11 protein-coding genes and 4 pseudogenes are annotated in these 16849 nt (G+C 66.1%); 6 read left to right on the top strand and 9 right to left on the bottom strand.

The annotated features are described in order from the left end of the window. Window positions 1-84: pseudogene (locus tag ACWC2T_RS39415) on the top strand (transposase); the annotation flags it as partial. A 29-nt stretch (window positions 85-113) separates the two neighbouring features. On the opposite strand, the pseudogene ACWC2T_RS39410 reads toward ACWC2T_RS39415, so the two are convergent. Then, a pseudogene (locus ACWC2T_RS39410) lies at window positions 114-1076 on the bottom strand (ISAzo13 family transposase); the annotation flags it as partial. 47 nt (window positions 1077-1123) lie between these two features. Here ACWC2T_RS39410 and ACWC2T_RS39405 point away from each other — a divergent pair. Continuing rightward, window positions 1124-1609 (top strand): annotated as a pseudogene (locus ACWC2T_RS39405) (transposase); the annotation flags it as partial. Window positions 1610-1755: 146 nt separating this feature from the next. Here ACWC2T_RS39405 and ACWC2T_RS39400 read toward each other — a convergent pair. From ACWC2T_RS39400 to ACWC2T_RS39390, 3 genes are all read right to left on the bottom strand, one after another. Further along, on the bottom strand, window positions 1756-3819 hold the full coding sequence (locus ACWC2T_RS39400; protein WP_450675134.1) for a CoA transferase: 2064 nt from the start codon (window positions 3817-3819) through the stop codon (window positions 1756-1758). A 70-nt stretch (window positions 3820-3889) separates the two neighbouring features. Continuing rightward, window positions 3890-5824, bottom strand: coding sequence for a flavin-containing monooxygenase (locus ACWC2T_RS39395; RefSeq protein ID WP_450675133.1), 1935 nt, complete (start codon window positions 5822-5824; stop codon window positions 3890-3892). A 206-nt stretch (window positions 5825-6030) separates the two neighbouring features. Further along, on the bottom strand, window positions 6031-7194 hold the full coding sequence (locus ACWC2T_RS39390; protein ID WP_450675132.1) for an iron-containing alcohol dehydrogenase family protein: 1164 nt from the start codon (window positions 7192-7194) through the stop codon (window positions 6031-6033). Between the two features lie 773 nt (window positions 7195-7967). Here ACWC2T_RS39390 and ACWC2T_RS39385 point away from each other — a divergent pair. Beyond that, complete coding sequence (locus ACWC2T_RS39385) at window positions 7968-8456, top strand: MaoC family dehydratase (protein WP_450675131.1); 489 nt, start codon at window positions 7968-7970, stop codon at window positions 8454-8456. Then, the gene (locus ACWC2T_RS39380; RefSeq protein WP_450675130.1) at window positions 8453-9271 is read left to right on the top strand and encodes an HpcH/HpaI aldolase/citrate lyase family protein; all 819 of its coding nucleotides are present in this window, start codon (window positions 8453-8455) and stop codon (window positions 9269-9271) included. The genes ACWC2T_RS39385 and ACWC2T_RS39380 overlap by 4 nt, the downstream gene beginning before the upstream one ends. Window positions 9272-9694: 423 nt before the next feature. Here the strand turns inward: ACWC2T_RS39380 and ACWC2T_RS39375 are convergent, their stop codons facing one another. After that, on the bottom strand, window positions 9695-9970 hold the full coding sequence (locus ACWC2T_RS39375) for a hypothetical protein (RefSeq protein ID WP_450675129.1): 276 nt from the start codon (window positions 9968-9970) through the stop codon (window positions 9695-9697). 266 nt (window positions 9971-10236) lie between these two features. Here ACWC2T_RS39375 and ACWC2T_RS39370 point away from each other — a divergent pair, with 266 nt between their 5' ends. Then, window positions 10237-10953: an IclR family transcriptional regulator gene (locus tag ACWC2T_RS39370; protein WP_450675128.1), complete on the top strand. Its 717-nt coding sequence runs from the start codon at window positions 10237-10239 to the stop codon at window positions 10951-10953. A gap of 145 nt (window positions 10954-11098) precedes the next feature. Here the strand turns inward: ACWC2T_RS39370 and ACWC2T_RS39365 are convergent, their stop codons facing one another. Both ACWC2T_RS39365 and ACWC2T_RS39360 read right to left on the bottom strand, forming a co-directional pair. After that, entirely contained in the window at window positions 11099-12277 is a 1179-nt protein-coding gene (locus ACWC2T_RS39365; protein WP_450675127.1) for a thiolase family protein, read from the bottom strand. 371 nt (window positions 12278-12648) lie between these two features. Then, window positions 12649-12903 (bottom strand): annotated as a pseudogene (locus ACWC2T_RS39360) (hypothetical protein); the annotation flags it as partial. A 687-nt stretch (window positions 12904-13590) separates the two neighbouring features. Between ACWC2T_RS39360 and ACWC2T_RS39355 the strand changes: the two are divergent. After that, window positions 13591-14913 carry an MFS transporter gene (locus ACWC2T_RS39355; protein ID WP_450675126.1) on the top strand — a complete coding sequence of 441 codons (1323 nt, stop codon included), beginning with the start codon at window positions 13591-13593 and terminating at the stop codon, window positions 14911-14913. Between the two features lie 311 nt (window positions 14914-15224). Here ACWC2T_RS39355 and ACWC2T_RS39350 read toward each other — a convergent pair whose 3' ends face one another. Further along, entirely contained in the window at window positions 15225-15404 is a 180-nt protein-coding gene (locus tag ACWC2T_RS39350; protein WP_450675125.1) for a hypothetical protein, read from the bottom strand. Window positions 15405-15707: 303 nt separating this feature from the next. After that, entirely contained in the window at window positions 15708-16757 is a 1050-nt protein-coding gene (locus ACWC2T_RS39345) for an NAD-dependent epimerase/dehydratase family protein (RefSeq protein ID WP_450675124.1), read from the bottom strand. Window positions 16758-16849 lie beyond the last annotated feature (92 nt).

Genomic DNA, 16849 nt, shown 5'->3' with positions numbered 1-16849 from the left:
GGTCTCCGCCAGATCCAGTACCACAGCAACCTCATCGACGGATGCCTTGCTGAAACAGGGCTCACGTTGACGACATCACGGTGACAACGTCAGTAACTCAAGCAACGGCATTGAGTGCCCGGCGGAAAGTGACAGACGCTCACCGTGAGGCCCATCTGGGCGGCGAACGCGGCGAGTTCGGCCCTCCACAAGCGGTAGCGGTAGCTGTTGGACCCTCCGCAGTCCGCGGTGATCAACAACCTGTCGGCATCCGGGTAATCCACCCGGCCACGGCCCTGCCACCAGCGGCGGATCGACTCGACGGCGAACACCGAGGTGTCGTGATCGGTGCCGACGTTCACCCAGCCGCTGTCGTGGGCCAGGTCGTAGATGCCGAAGGGTATCGCCACGTCGACGTCGGGGCCGATGAAGTAGAAGCTGTGGTCCTCCACCTGCACCGGATCGCCGGCGGGGCGCCATTGCCGTCCGGGGTTCGGCAGCTGTCCCAGCTGTTCCTTCTTCTTGGCGTCGATGCTGATGACCGGCTGGCCGCCGGACTGGTGCTGCTTGACTTGCTCGTTGATGCAGCTGAACTGTGCGTCCCGGTCGGGGTGTTGCTTGCCCTCCAGCGTCTTGGCGCTGGCCTGAAGGCTGAAGCCCTGCCCTTTCAGCAGCCGGCCGACGGTCGGAGCGGAGACCGGGTGTCCCTGCCTGGTCAGCTCCTCGGCGAGGTTGTGCAGGGACTTGGTGGTCCAGCGCAGCGGCGACATCGGATCGCCCCGCTCGTCCGGCTCCATCAGCTTCAGCAACGCGGGAACCAGGGAAGGATCTTGTTCCTCGGCGGGCTTGCGGCCACCCCCGGGGCGCCGGACGCAGCCGTCCGGTAGTGGATCCCCACCGGCCTCCAGCTCGAACACCCCGTTACGGACCGTGCTCTCGCTTACCCCGGCCACCCGCGCCACCGCGCGTACCCCACCGTGTCCGAGCAGTCGCGCCTCCTGGGCCAGCATCAGACGCCGCTGACGCTCGTTCAGATGCGGCAAGACGACCTGGAACCGCAGCGCAAGCTGATCCAGAACGTCGTCGGCGAAGCTCATACCAGAGCAACGATCTTGTCCTATGAAAGCAACGGGTTGATTCTTTACGGCTTCACTTCGTCCGGGACGTGTTCTCGGTGATCGAGAGGGGCTATGGGGAGATGGTCGCCGCCACCATCCGCACCATCTTCGCGCAGACCACCGGCGAGCAGGTCCGCACCCAGCTGAACGTGGTCGTCGACATGCTCGGACGGCAGTTCCCGCAGGTCAAGACGATGCCGCTGGATGCGGCAACCGATATCACCGCGTTCGCCGACTTCCCGCCGGCGCACTGGAAGAAGATCTGGTCGATCAACCCGCTGGAGCGGCTGAACCGGGAGATCAAACGGCGGGCCGACGTCGTCCAGGTCTTTCCCAGCCCCGCCGCCCTGGAACGGCTCGCCACCGCGGTGCTGGCCGAACTCCACGACGAGTGGCAGGTCTTCGACCGCCGCTACCTGTCGGAAGCCTCCATGGCCGAGCTCTTCACCGCCAAGCCAGCCGAACCCGAACCACAGATCACCCCACAACCGGAACCGAAACAGCTGTCGTGACTACACCACCCCGCGGGACATGACCGCCTGGCCTGATGCACCACCACCGCCTCGCCACGCTCTTCGGGCAGTCGATGGCCTCCATGGCCAGAGCATGGTGAACTGTCGCTTCACCATGCTCTGGGGTCTTGCGGCCCGCGCTCCGCCTATGGCCGTTCCGGGGCGGCCGTGAGAGGTGCCCGAGCCTCTCCCACCATCGCCCACGGCAGGCCCGTCACGTCGTAGGGACCGAGCGCCTTGCTCTGCACCTGCTGGAAGAGCCCTGTCGAGCGAATGAACTCGTCGGCGGCCAAGTCGCGTGCGGTCTGTACCGCGGCGGCCGCGAGACCGGCCGTCCTCAACTTGTCCGCCAAGTGCAGCGCATCCAGACCCCTGAGCGAGCCCAGCACCTCCTCGGCGACCAGCCCACCGCGTGACGCGGGCGGCGAGAACGTCACACCCGTCAGCTCTTCGAAGCGTGCCACCTCTCCGCGACTCCTCAGCGTCACAGCGACCATCCCGCCCCCGCGCTCCGACCGGAGGAAGAAGTCACCTCCGATACCGGAGGGCCGGTAGTAGTCTTCCGGGTCGACGCCCATGAGATCCCTCAGCTGGGCCGCCATGATCTCGGCCATCGAAAGGTCCACAGCCGTGTTCCGGTTCCGCCGGCCCGCCAGCGACCAAGCGAGCACCCAGGTGGCGACCACGGCCCCGGTGAGCGGGTCCGCCCACGGCGTTCCGACGTCGGCCATGTTGCCCTCGGCGTCCCGGGTCGCCGCCACGAGGCCGCCAAAAGCATGAATGTTGTGGCCATAGGCCCGGTAACCGGCCCATTCGCCCGTGCCGCCGAAGCCGCTGGAGGCGATCGACAGTCGGGGGCCGGCGGTGGCGAGCGCGTCGGCGCCGCCCACCCCGACCGCTGCGGCCCGCCGCGGACTGAGGTTGTGGACGATGACGTGATACGGCGCTGTGTCGAGCGAGGAGCCCGACGAATCCACGCGCACGTCCAAAGACTGCTTGCAGTAGTTGACCTGGTTGAAGTAGGCGCTCCGGTTGGGACCGCTGCCGCCCGGCACGAAAGGACCGCGGCGCCGGTAGACATCGAGCCGATCAGGGTCTTCCAGCTTGGTCACCTGGGCGCCCATCGCACCGAGCCACGCGGTGGCCAGGGGCACGGCGAGAACATGACCGGCGTCGAGAACGCGAAGAGACCGCAGGAGGATCGCCCCCTCCTCCACCCCGGCGTCGTCCCCCGCCTGTCCTTCCCTGACCACGGCGGGAAGCGTGGGACTGTCGGATTCCAGGCTCAGTGACCGCCCCGCCTCCTGCGCTCGCTGGAGAAACGTGCCCACCGGATTCACGGCCGTGCAGGGGACTCCGGCGCGCTGCAGGATCCGCTCGCACTCGACGGTCGACCGTGTGGCGACCCAGGAAGCCACGGCATCATTCACTTCCCCGGCCCGACGACGGGCGTCCTCGAGGGTCGGGATGTCATCGAGCGCAGGAGCGAGACACGTCCGCAGGGCTGCCCATTGATGCTGCTCCAGCACCACGATGCAGATCGCGCCGTCGCGGCATGCGAAGAACCCCGTGGGTGCGCCATACCGCGAACTGCCGCCTTCGTTCGCGCAGCGTGCCAGCGCGTGTGCCATCTCAAGGCACAGTCCGGTCGATATGACTGCCGCCTGGGCAGAGAGATCGACATGGACTGGAGATGTGCGTTCCCTGAATTTGTGCAGGCCGTGCAGGGCGGACATCGCCATGGTGATGCCGACGAGCTTCAGTGCGATACTGCCGGCCGGCAGCGTGGGAACTCCATCAGCATCCCTGGAGTGGCCCAGAATTCCGCCCGACGCGAGTACCGTGAGCTCGGATCCGACCGCGTCCGCCCGGCTCGTCTGCAGACCGTAGGCGCTTGCGGTCACCCACACCGCTGTGTTCGTTCGCTCGACGAACCTCACGTATTCCTCAGTATTGCCCGCGAGGCCGTTCACCGGGGATGCGGACTCGATCCGGTCGACGAGTACGATATCGCTGCCGGTTGCCTCCAGCAGATCTTCCTCGGCGGGAGAGGTGAGGTACTGGACGCGGGCACCGAAGTCCTTCAGGACTCCCGACGCGATCTGGAGGACTGTGGACGACCCGACGCACAGGATGCGGAGATCTGCCAGCCATGTGGCATGACCCCCTATGCACTCCTTATCATGCGATGCGACAGTCGCTGTTGACATTGCGGGCCTCCGATGCTGCGTTTCGCTGAGTGTCTGGTTCTGCAGAACGTGATGGGTGACTGCGCAGGGTTCAGCGCCGATCAGCTTCCGCGCCGACGGTGTCAAAGTCACCGGCTATGTCGGCCTCCCTGGTGAGCTTCCAGAAATCCACCAGCCTCCATGGATTCTGGGTGACGATGCGCCCTCGTGAGTTGCGGAAATATGTCGACATGCCGGGATGGCTCCAGATCATTTTCTGGTGCATTCCTTGGATCTTTTCGTTGTAGGCGTCGTACACCTCACGGCGGCACTCGGCCTCACACAGAGAGTTCTCGCTCATGTGGCGCAGCACGCGGAGCACGTAGTCGATCTGGCATTCGACGATGAAGATGAAGCTTCCGCCGTGCCCGAGCTGGGTGTTGGGCCCATAGAGCATGAAGAAGTTCGGGAACTCAGGTATGACGGTGCCCAAGTAGGCGCGGGAGTCGTCATCGTCCCAGGCCTCACGGACCGTCACGCCGCCTCGGCCGACGACCTCCACGGGTGAGAGGTAGCGCGCCACGTCGTATCCCGTGGCCACGATGAGAACGTCGACCTCGTGCGCCTCGCCGCCCACGCTGTGAACCCAGTTGCCCTCGACCCGGTCCACGGCTGCGTCGACCAGGGTGACATGCGGCTTGGTCAGGGTCCGGTACCAGCCGTTGTCGAGCAGGATGCGCTTGCCGTAAGGAGGGAACTCGGGGGTGACCTTGTCGACCAGGTCCTGGCGATCTCCGAGCTGCTCCTTGATGTAACGGCTGAAAAAGCGCCGATGGCCGTCGTTGATGGCGTTGACCGAACGCTCCGGGTGCTCCCATTCAGGATCCTTCAGCAGGGAGGCGTACACCTTGCTGTCGAAGATCCAGCTCATGCGCAGCCGGTACAGCCACTCGTACTGCGGCACTTCCTGGAAGAGGAACCGCACGGACTCGGGAACCGGCTTGTGGTACTTCGGGAAGGGAGCGGCCCACTGCTTCGAGCGCTGGAACACGGTAAGTGAGCTCACCGTGTCGGCGATCGCGGGCACGAGTTGCATGGCACTCGCACCGTTTCCGATCACGGCGACCCGCTTGTCCTTGAGATCCACGCTCTCGTCCCACTGAGCCGTGTGCACCACAGGGCCGTCGAACTCCTTCAGTCCGGGAATCGCCGGCCACTTCGGAGTGGTGAAAGTCCCGACAGCACTGATGACCACATTGGTGACCAGCGTCTCCTCCGTGCCGTCGGGCAGCCGCAGACGCGACGACCACATGTGGGTCGCTTCATCGAAGCGCGTACTCAGGCACTCGGTGCCGAAGTGGATCTCGTCCGTGACTCCCCATTCCTTGGCGACCCTGCTGAAGTAGCTCTGAATCTCCTCCTGCAGGGGGAAGTACATGGACCAATCGTTCGACGCGAAGCTGTACGAGTAGAGGTGACCGGGGGTGTCGACACCGCAGCCGGGATAGTGATGCGACTGCCACACGCCACCGAACTCGTCCTGCTTCTCGACGATGACGTAGGGGACTCCGGCCTGCCGGAGTTTGATCGCGGCGGCGATGCCCGACATTCCGGCCCCGATGATCAGCACACGGAAGCCCTCAGGCACCGAGAGAGGAGCCGGCGCCGCCCCGGAATAGCGCTGGAGCTTGTCCAGCATGACCTCGGCGTAATCCGCGGGAATGGGTTCGGCCTCGGAGACGCTCATCATGCGGATGAGGTCCTCGTCGGACAGGTTGGGCTTCGCGATGGGAACGCCGCTCCGCCAGGCGCTGATCGCCTCCAGCGCGGCAGCTCGGACCTCGTCCTGGATCTCGGGCGGAAGGCCGCCCGAGTCGTTGTCGTCCAGGCCGCGACTGCGCTGGGGGGTGTACGGCGCGGCGATCCAACGGTCGTCGCCGGTGAACTGGTGCAGGAGAAGGATCAGAGTCGGGATGTTGGCAGCGGGAAGTGCTTCGGCCAGCTGCCGCCGGAAGGCCTCCATGTCGCGATCGGCCGTGTCAACCATGATTCTCCTGTTCGGATTGTCGCTTACCTGTACATCATTACGAACAATGGGGCGTGACGCCGCGCTGACCAGTACGGTGAACGCGGCTGTCCAGACCTGGCCCGGGAGTGGGCCATCGAAACGAAGTGCACCGGCAGGGCGCGCGTCGGCACGGGGCCGAATGCGCCGGTGTCACCTTCCCCGAGCCCCTCGTCACCCGGGCTTCGTCACCAGGCGTCGGTGACGATGGCGCGCAGTTGCCCGGCATCGGCCTGGCGCGGGATACGCGGGGAGATCGCCCAGTCGCCGGCGGCATGCGCGATGGCCTCGTCGAGCGAGGCCTCATCCACCCCCTGGTCCTGCAGCCGTACCTTCAGTCCGAGCCGACCGAGGAACTCCTGCAGGATGTCGCTCACGCCCTCGGCCGAGGTGGTGCTGGGCGCACCGAGAGCGGCGGCCACGACCGGCACACGATCCGGGACAGCCGCGGCGGTGAAGCGAAGGGTGTGGGGCAGGAGCACCGCCTCCACAACGCCGTTCGGTGAGGCGGATCGAGGACCGATGGCATGCGACAGGGCGAGTGCGAGCCCGCCGCCGGCGAAGTCACTGCCCTGACCTGCGAGTAGCGCTCCCATCATGACCCGCGAGCGCGCATGGCCATCGGTGCCGCCGTCGCACACCTGCGGCAGGAAGGTGACCAGCTCCTTGGCCCCCTGGGCGAGCAGCGCCTCGGCCAGGGGGTCGTCACCGGTGGCGAGGAGACCCTCAACCGCCATCGACAGCGCGTTGAGCGCGGCGGACCGGACCAACGAAGCGGGCGCGGTTGCGATGACGTCAGGGTCGAAGAAGACGCCCCGGGCCCTGGCCTTGGGGTCGTAGACGGCGACCCGGTCACCGGTCGTGGTGTCCCGCATGGCCGCCCCCGACTTGGCGTAGGCCGTCGTCGGGGTGCTCGCCACGATCCACTGAGGCAGCTTGGGCGCCGGCATCTTCGGGTTGACCACCCGCCCGTCCGCGCCGCGGCGCGTGGCCAGGTCGCTGATCGGCCTGCGTTCGCCGGCCAGGACCGAGGCCGCCCGGGCCGTCACGATCGCCGATCCTCCGCCGAGTACGACGACAGCGTCTGCGCCCACCTCGAGCATCTGGTCGCGCACGGCCTTGACCACCTCGATCGGGCTGTGCTGCTGGACGCCGTCGAACGTCGCGGCCAGTCGGTCCCCGATCGCGTCGGTGACCCGTGAGAACACCCGCTCGTTGCGAGCGAGCGAGCCGGTGCTCACGAGGAACACCGCCTGCGCACCGTTACGCGTCAGTTCCCGCGAGAGGTCGTCGAGCGCGTTCCCACCGGCGTAGGTCCGGTACTCGGGCGTGCGATGACGAAGCGCGGTCATCGGCTGGGGGAGTGTCGGCCTGTTCTCGTTCGAGCGAGTAGAAGTCGCCTTGCGCACAGTGCTCTCTCCTCCTTGGGCTGGGTCGGGACGGCTTGCAGGGTGCGAGGCGGGGACTTGTCTCGGACCTCGTCCGCTGTGAGTCCGGGAGCAACTCGCCGAGCTCCAAGGGGCGTTCACCGGTGCGGCCGGGGACACCGGTTCCCGTTGTGGCGTCGATCGCGTCGAGGACGGCGAGACCGGCTTGCCGGGGCGCACCGAGTCGGCCGGACTCCCCCGCCACGGACACTCGCACCGCCCCGAGTACGGCCACCGCGGTCTTCCCGTCCGACCCGCTGGGGACAGTACGGACATCACTGCCGGCCGCGAACCCGGCAAGGCGTTCATCGATGGTGGATGACATGCGTGGTGTCCTTCCGCCGTGATCCTGTGCCCAGCTCGGGTTGACGCGCTCAGTGCCCCCCAGGGGTCTCAAACCCTGAATGTTCAGGATGACGTACGGCCATACCGTAATTCGAACAAGGTGTGCCCGTCAAGAGTGCTGCACGCATGCTGTGGCGTTCATATTTAAGGTTGATGATTCGACATGTCGTATGCGATCGTGGGGCCACGGTGTGGCCGCCCCACGGGGACGGACTGGCCACCGAAGCGTGAACCGCCCTCGCCTTCGAGGTGCCACGAACGCATCGCTCTCATGACCCTTCGCCCGTCTGGGTGTCCCTCCCAGTCATACGGCGTCGCCCGTGGAGTCGATCAGCATCGGAGGAGCAGGACTGATGGAGCAAAGAACAGAGCGGCTGGTCGAGCAGCGCGGCCTGTGGTTCGACGAACTCGAGGTCGGCGTGACCTACCGGCACTCGCCGGGACGCACGCTGAGCGAGGCGGACAACACTGCGTTCTCCACGATGACCATGAACCCGCAGGCCCTGCATCTCGACGCCCACTTCGCCGCCGAGAGCGAATTCGGGGAACGTCTGATCAACAGTCTGCTGACGATGTCCGTTCTCGTGGGACTCTCGGTCGGGCACCTCACCCAGCGGACGCTCGTCGCCAACCTGGGGTTCTCCGACATCTCCTTCCCGAGGCCAGTGCTGAGCGGTGACACGATCTACGGCGAGACCCTCGTCCTGGACAAACGCCACTCACGCAGTCGGCCGGGACAGGGGATCGTCACTTTCCGCCATATCGCGCGTAATCAGCGGGGCGAGGTGGTGGCCGTGGTCCAGCGGGTCTCCTTGATGTGGAAGGCAGGTCAAGCGGCATGAGGTTCCCTGCAGGGCCGGCGTGGCTTTTCTGTCCCGCCGATCGGCCCGACCGTTATGCAAAGGCTCTGGATCGCGCGGACGTCGTCATTCTCGATCTCGAGGACGCTGTTTCGCCGGATCGCAAGCCCGCGGCCCGGCAGAGCCTGCTGGAGACGGCGTTCGATGCCGAGCGGGTCGTCGTCCGTATCAACGCCGCCGGCACCGAGGATCACGCGGCGGATCTGGCCGCACTGAAGCAGACCGCCGTGACACGCGTCATGCTGCCCAAGGCCGAAGAACTCGACGACCTCGAAGCCCTGGAAGGTTATGAGGTGGTGGCTCTCTGCGAGACGCCGCGAGGGGTCGTCTCAGCGCCGCGGCTCGCGCAGCACCCTGCCGTATGGGGCCTCATGTGGGGCGCCGAGGATCTGGTCGCCTCGGCCGGGGGCCGGGCCAGTCGCGACCAGGGCGGCCAGTACTACGACCTGGCACGAACCGCTCGGGCCCAGGTGTTTCTCGCCGCACGTGCTGCCGACGCCGAAGTGCTTGATGCCGTCTACCTGGACATCAAGGACAGCGCAGGGCTCCGTGCCGAGACAGCAGAAGCCGTCGCGACTGGATTCACCGGCAAGGCGTGCATACATCCTGACCAGATCCGCATCGTCAGAGAAGTCTTCCGGCCGGGCCGGGAACAGGTCGCGTGGGCGAGAAGGATACTCGAGGCCGGTGCGTCCGGAGGCGTCGTGAAAGTCGACGGTCGGATGGTCGACGGGCCGCTGATCCGGCAAGCCGAACGCATCATCGCCGCCGACACCGCGGCGGCGTCTCATCCGTGACAACCGCAGGCGTTCCCTGTCGGACGTCTTCCCGCCCTCAACAGCAAGTGCCGGAGCACGCCGCACCGCAAGAGGTGCGGCGTGCTCCGGCACCAAGACCCGCCGGCTCGGCCTCCGGCCGGCGAGGGCGTACTCGGGGGTGAGACCAGTCGGCGTCCGCGCGAGGCGGATGCCTCCCAGCCCGGGACTCGGTGCAAGAACGCAGCACGGATCGTGGACAGCAACAGCGGTTCCTCACTGGTAAGCGATCACCGTGAGGTCGGGTCCCGACAACCGGTTCGGAGTCTCCTCAGATGCTCGACCCCAGTTGAACCCCAGTTGTGACCCACTGCGACGTCTTCGTCGTTTGATGACGGCATGCGCGCGAGGCCAGTCGTGGATATGGCCGTGTCGATCTTGTGGATCTGTTCGGTCGGCTCCGCGTCACGACCCTGTCGCGCGTCGATTCGAATCGGGCCGATGTGCATCGCGAAGAAAACGCCGGCGCCGTCCACAGCAGCACCTCGTTCGCTTGAGCTGGGCGTTCTGCTTCCGCAACGCCGCGAGCTCCCCGCGCTTGAAGGTCGTGGGCCGGTCGCCACGCTCCCGCATCGGCATTGGCGCGGCCTGCCGGATCCAGCCGCGCAGAGTTTTTAGCGGCACGGCCGGCCCGATGGTCGGCCGCTTGATCTGCGGCTCCAGAGCGAAGGTGGCATACATGGAAGCACCTGATCTCCTGTCACCTCCCTCCGCAACTGGAGGAAGCCTCAGCTATAATACCGCTGGTTGATGACTCGCAAAACAGTCGAATCGACGTGTGAGCTGGGCAGGCCCAAGACTTGCAGCGGACGCGACCACGGACCTGAAACGGAAAATAAAGAAATTCGGATTCCGCACGACTGGTCGCAGCGCCGCTCTTGCCGGAATGGTACGAGGAGAGTGAAGAGCAGGTGCCCAGGGTGGCGTTTAGTGATGAGAATGGTGCTGTGCGCACGCCGGAGCATCGCACAGTCAGCCGGGTGATGGCCATCCTGGAAGTGGTGGTCGCCAACGAACCTCAAGGGCTTCGACTGGGTGACCTTTCCGATCTGGTTCGCGCCCCGAAGTCGTCGATACATGGACTTGCCAGGGGGCTGGTTACGACTGGGTATCTTCGCGAGGATCAGGGTCGCTATTACCAGGGGCCCGCGATTTCCTTGCTGACATCAGGCAGACAACGGATTCCGGCTCACTACCACCGTGCACTCGAACAACTGCGCGCCGATTGGAATGAGAGCGCAATACTCGCCACTCTGGTCGGGGAGTCTGTGACCAATATTGACGTCGTCGAGTCGAACCAGTTGATCAGGGCATCGCCCGAGTTGAACGTTCGGCGTCCGCTCTGGCCCACCAGTTACGGAAAGGTATTCCTCGCCTTCATGGAACCGCGCAGACGGGACACCTACCTGCGGCGCAAGCATGAGGACGCCCGCGAGCGGGCCAGGATTTTGGACGAACTGGAGAAGATTCGAGAAACGCGAATCGCCTTCAACCGTGAAGAGTCGGTCCCCGGGCTCTACGGCCTGGCCAGCCCGCTCATTCTCGGTGATTCCGATGTCACATTGGCGATCGGACTCGTGGGTCCGGCGGACAGAATGAAAGTGCGGGAGGACGACCTCGCCCGCAGTGTGCTGGAAACGGCTCGTTCGCTTTCCGAGCAGTAGACGAAGCAAGGCGGTGGCCTGCCGGATCGCGCTGCCCCCGCCCGCTGCCGGGCCACACGCTCCCGCCTCTTCCACCAAAGACGGCCTGTCACCAACGCCTGCTGCGGACAGGAGCCAGACGGCTCCTGCCTCGCTGCGAGGCTGGTCAGAGCCTCTCGATGATCATCGCGTTTGCCATGCCTCCGGCCTCGCACAGGGTCTGCAGACCGTAGCGGCCGCCCTCTGCCTCCAGGCTGGCGAGGAGGGAGGACAGCAGCCGGATCCCAGAGGCCCCGAGCGGATGGCCAAGCGCTATCGCTCCGCCGAGACTGTTGAGACGGCCCCGGTCGATCGAGAACTCGGAAAGCCAGGCCAGCGGCACGGGCGCGAACGCCTCGTTGACCTCGACCTGGTCCATGGTGTCGATCGACATCTTCGACCGGGCCAGGACCTTGTGCGTTGCGGGAATGACCCCGGTCAGCATCAGTACCGGGTCGCTTCCAGTGACGCTGGAGGCGACTACCCGGGCACGGGGCTGGAGACCAAGCTGGCTGGCGCGCTCCTCGCTCATGATCAAGACTGCTCCGGCCCCGTCGGTGACCTGGGACGAGTTGCCCGCTGTGATCTTCCAGTCAAGCGCGGGAAAGGTCGCTCGCATCTCGTCCGAGGCGAACGCCGGCCTCAGCCCGGCCAGCTTGTCCACCGTGGTGCCGGGCCGGATCCCTTCATCGGTCTCCACGACCGCACCGTCCGGCCTGGTGATCGGCACGATGTACGGCTCGAAGAGCCCCGCAGACCTGGCTCGATCCGCACGTACATGCGACTCGGCGCTCAGCTCATCCAGGTCCGTGCGTGAGAAGCCATACTTGTCAGCGATCAGTTCGGCCGCTACCCCCTGGGGCACCAGGCCCGGGAAACGGGCGTGCACGCCGGGCCCTTCCGGGTCGCGCCCCAACCGGTGACTGCCGATCGGGACATGGCTCATCGACTCGACTCCGCCCGCTATGACGATGTCGTAGGCACCCGCCATCACGCCCTGAACGGCAAAGTCGATCGCCTGCTGACCCGAACCGCAGCGGCGCTCAACCGTCGTCGACGGAACCGAGATCGGGAAACCAGCGGACAGCCAGGCCATCCTTCCCGGTGTGGCCGCCTGCTCTCCCACCTGGCCGACGCAGCCCATGATCACGTCGTCCACGTCCCCGGGGTCGATTCCGGTGCGTGAAACCAGAGTCTGCAGGACCTGTGCCAGGAGCTCCACCGGATGCACCGGAGCGAGGGCCCCATCCGGCTTACCCCGTCCCATGGGAGATCGAACAACGTCCACCAACACGGCGTTGGGCATGCCTGCTCCTATCCAGTCCGGTCGTGCTTCCGGGTCTCGCCGGTGAGGCACAGATACGAGTGAGCCCACCAGGGACTGCGTTCAAAATAACGAACCGCTGTACCTAATACAAGACGTCCAATGGCCTGAGTCGGAGACTTGTCGCTGGTTGGGCAGTGAGCCGTCCGGGTCGGAAGATTCCGGCGTTGTCATGGACTGATGCCCAGCGGGCCGCGCTGGAGGACTGGGTGCGTCGCCGTTCGACGGCGCAGGCTCTGCCTGGCGGTCGCGGCTCGTGCGGGGTGCGGAGGGGTACTCGGTCATGGTGGTGTCGCCGGCCATCCTTCCTCCTTGCGTGCGACCCTCCGCGTGACGAACGTGCCGCCGAGGCGCGCGGGCAGCGGGGCAAGGCGGTTGACGGTGTGGTCCGCCGCGGACTTCGAGACGCCGAAGAGTGGGGCGAGTTGGCGCAGCGTCACGTTGGGGCGCAATAGCCCGTGATCAGCAATCGGGATCTTCCAGCGGCCGGTTCAGGGCCGGCCCCGCCGGACCGCGTCCGCTCCTTCACGCCGCAGCATCGTCACCAACTTGCCGAAGCAGCGCGGGCTGCGAAGCGTGTCGCCGAGGTTCCGCCCCCTGTGCAGCAGGACTTTGACCTGCCCGTTCCGCCCGGCTCCGGGACCGCCCATGGGATCGGGTGTGGCTCTAGACACACTCAATCGTTCCATATACCGTACTTCCATCTTGATGTGCGAACAGCGTGTGGCGTGAGCACCCACCTGCACCCCCGCCTCCAGCACTCACAGGAGACAACATGAGCGAGGCGAGCGACCGGCGAGAATTACTCGGCGGAGCCGTAGGAACCATGGGTGAGCAGTCGGCTGCTCCATCTGTGCTTTCGTGACTCCCCCGTAATTCGGTCCACGGTGACGGGCCTACGTAGTTTCAGTGAGAGCCGCGCACTGATCACCTGACGGCGAGCCAAGGGCGATTCACTTGGTCATCTTCCCCTGATGACGACCTTGGCGATCAAGGTCAGTCTCCGCACGCCGCTGGCGCGCATGAAGCGGAACCGGGCGTCGGGACGCAGCCCTTCCTTTCGGCGATCAGCCCGGTGTGAACACGGTTTGCGGGGGACAAGCCGCTGGCGCGAGCACCCCCGTCTCGGCCGGGCCGGCCGCACGTCACCTCGCGCTATCTCACGTTATTTCACGTCACGATCCACACGGTCGCCTGTGCCTCGTCATCCCCCTTTGACGCCGTCCAAGGGGGCCCTGATGCGGCTATCGCGACAGTGATGCCCTGTCCATCTGCTTGGTTGCGCAGGAGCTGCCATGAGCGAAACCAGTCTCGGACATCAGACAACCCCCGTCATGATCCATGAAAGAAGGGCGAAAAGGGCGACCGCTGCCGCTGTCTGCGGCACTCTCGTCGAGTACTACGACTTCAGCGTCTACGGGTACGTGGCCGCTACGTTGGCAACGGTGTTCTTTCCCGACCAGGACCCGATCGTGGCGCTGCTGAACACGGTCCTGATCTTCGGCTCGTCCTTCGTCGTCCGACCACTCGGGGCACTTTACTTCGGTCGGCTGGGTGACAGGGTGGGCCGGCGGACGAGCCTCGTCGCCTGTATCACCTGCATGGGCTTGTCCGCCGGGCTCACCGGTATTCTGCCCGGGTACGCCCACATCGGGGCCTGGGCGCCGACCCTGCTGCTCCTTCTGCGTCTGCTGCAAGGTTTCTCGACCGGGGCAGAGTTCGGCGGCGCCGTGACGTACATCCGCGAGTGGGCTCCGAAGCCGCGCCGCGCGTTCTACATCTCCTTCGCTTCCGCCGCCGGCAACGTGGGTAAGGCGCTCGCCGCGGGCATGACCGCCCTCGTCTCAAGCCTGGTCCCGAGCGATGTCATGCTGACTTGGGGGTGGCGCATCCCGTTCCTCCTGGTCATCCCGCTCGGCATCACGGTGTTGGCCCTGCGGCTGCGCGTCGAGGACAGTCCCGAATTCCTCGAGAACAACACTGACCGAACCGATGCCCGTGGGCCGGTGCGGGACCTGTTCCGCAGCCACCGTGGCGCGCTTGCCAAGGGCGTTCTGATCGCGACCGTGCAGAACGTCGGGACATACATCGGCGCGGTGTTCATCGCCGTATACCTCAGTCGCATGCTCGGCTTCTCGGAGACCTCATCATCGACCATCGTGCTCGTGGCGGTACTCCTCGCAGCTTTCCTCATCATCGCCGCGGGTCAGCTCGGCACGCGGATCGGCGGCAAGCGACTCCTGTTGTGGTCCTACGCGGCTTACATCGTGCTCGTTCTGCCGTCGTTTCTCTTGATGAACCAGGGGTCCGTCGGGCTGGCTCTCCTCGGGCTTGCGCTGAGCATGACGCCCTACGCGCTGTGCCAGGCGGGCACACACACCACAGTGCCCGAGTTCTTCCCCGTCCGGGTGCGCCACACCGGCGTCGCCTTCGCTTACAGCGTCGGTGCAGTGATCGGTGGTGGCGGCGGCCCCTACCTCGCCACCTGGCTCATAGACGCGACGGGCAACCCCTACATCCCGGCCTTTCTGCTCGTCACCGCCGGCGGCCTGGGCATGGTTGTGGTGTCGCTGACAGTGCGCCGTGCCTCAGCCGACGCAGGCTACCTCTACCGATAGCTTCGATGCGTCGGCGCAACGGCGTCGTGGTCATCTGAAGACCTTCCGACCGGGTGCATCTCCGTGCTCGCGCCCGCACCCCGCTGAAGATCAGGACATGGCTCGAGGGACACGGAATCTGAGCGATGACGCCCGTCACGGGACAATCAAGCCCGGCGCCGACCGATGTGGTGACCCGCAGCAAGGAGATCCCGGAACGCATACGCTCCGCGGGAAGGCGGTGGCGACGGCGATCGCAAGCGGCACCGTTCCCATGCCCACACCCTGCAGGGTTCGTCCCCCGAGCAGTAGCCCGAAATCCCAGATCAGGATCAGGTCCGCGTTGCCCGCACCCGGTCGCCGACTGCGTCGAGGATCCACTCGTCGTGAGTCGCGACCGGGCCCCGGCCCCGCGAGAGTCCGGTGCGCCGGTCGAGCTGCGAGTCGGGCACCGGCGCGACCTTCGCCGCTGTACGCAGCGCCCGCTCGTCGTGGATGGCGTCCTCGGTCAAGTCGGAGACGACAACTCCGCGAACCGCGTCGACGGCCCACGAGGCAGACGGACTGTACCGGGCGTCCGTGCGGGTGGCCGGTGACGGCCGTGCCTCGAGGGCCCTGCACACCTGCCCGTGCAGCTGATCGCCTCAGTCATGACGGCGTACTGCATTCCGGCGATCCCCAGCGTGCGGTTGAGCTGGGGGACAGGCCGTCGAGGATGCTCTTCTCCGCCGCGTCCCCGGCAGCCGACGACGCGGTGTAGTGGGTGGCCCTTGCGGCGGCGTGGCCGCAGTGGACCGCGAGGTCCACGTCCGCGTTCAGGCGACCAGGTGAGCCTCTGCGGGCTCTTCGATGGGCTCGAGGCCCGCCATCAGCCGGTTGCTGTTGACGGTGCGGTAGACGCCGGCCTCCATGCTGTGACGCGGCTTGAACCCGAACGTTGCCGAAGCCCTCGAGGAGTCACCACGCATCGTGAATCCCAAAGTCGCGCCCTGGGACGGGTCCAGGTCTTCCTGGCTGAGCATGATGTCCGCACCCGGGAGCAGTCGCCGTACGAAGTCGTAGGCCTCGGAGATCGGCCGGTAGTCGCCACTGATGAGGTAACTGTCGGCACCGTTCGGTTCGTCGTAGCGGAGGGCCTTGAGGAGGCCGGCGGAGACGTCCTCCACGTAGAGGAAGTCCAGGGACCTGCGGCCGAAGGGCACCACGACCGGGCCTTCGCCGATCGCGGGTCGGTAGAGCAGGTTGTTCAGCCAGGCGCTTCCACCGCCCCTCGTCAACTTGACGTGCTCGCCGAAGCCGTAGACCCGGGTGGGACGCACGCCGGTGATGTTCAGCCCGAACTTCTCCGCGTAGCCGAGCGCGAGCTTCTCATCCATCAGCTTCGCTGCCCCGTAGACGCCCTGGGGGTCGGGGGCGCTCGAGTCGTCCACCATCCCGGAGGGCTGGACCGAACGGGGACCGAAGATGTTGACGCTGCTGGTCCACACAACCTTCCGCATCCCGAGCCGGGCGGCCGCTTCGAAGGCGTTCGCCGTGCCCATCACGTTGATGTTCGTCGAGAGCCAGGGCCTGTCCTTGGCGCTGCCCCCCAGCATGGTCGCGAAGTGGGCGATCGAGTCGACGTGGTGCTTCTCGGCGGCCGCGACCAACGCGTTGAGGTCGCAGACGTCGCCGACCACTACCTCCACCTTGTCGCGGAGGTCGCCGCCCACGAGGTGGTCGATGTAATCGAGCTCGGGCAGCTCACCGCGGGGGTCACCGTTACCGCCCAGGTACCCGAACAGGACCGCCTTCTCCCCGGCAGCGACCAGATCACGAACGACGTACCCGCCAAGAAAGCCCACACCTGTCACAAGGACGGTCATACGCCGCAACTCCTTCGTTGGGGAAGTAAGGGCAGACACCCTCTTCATCCGTTAATCTGAACACAGGTACCGTATGTCGAATCGATGTGGCG

It is taken from the genome of Streptomyces sp. NPDC001393 (assembly GCF_053597455.1).
Note: the sequence above shows the minus strand (reverse complement) of the source record. Positions and strands in the feature narration are given on the sequence as shown.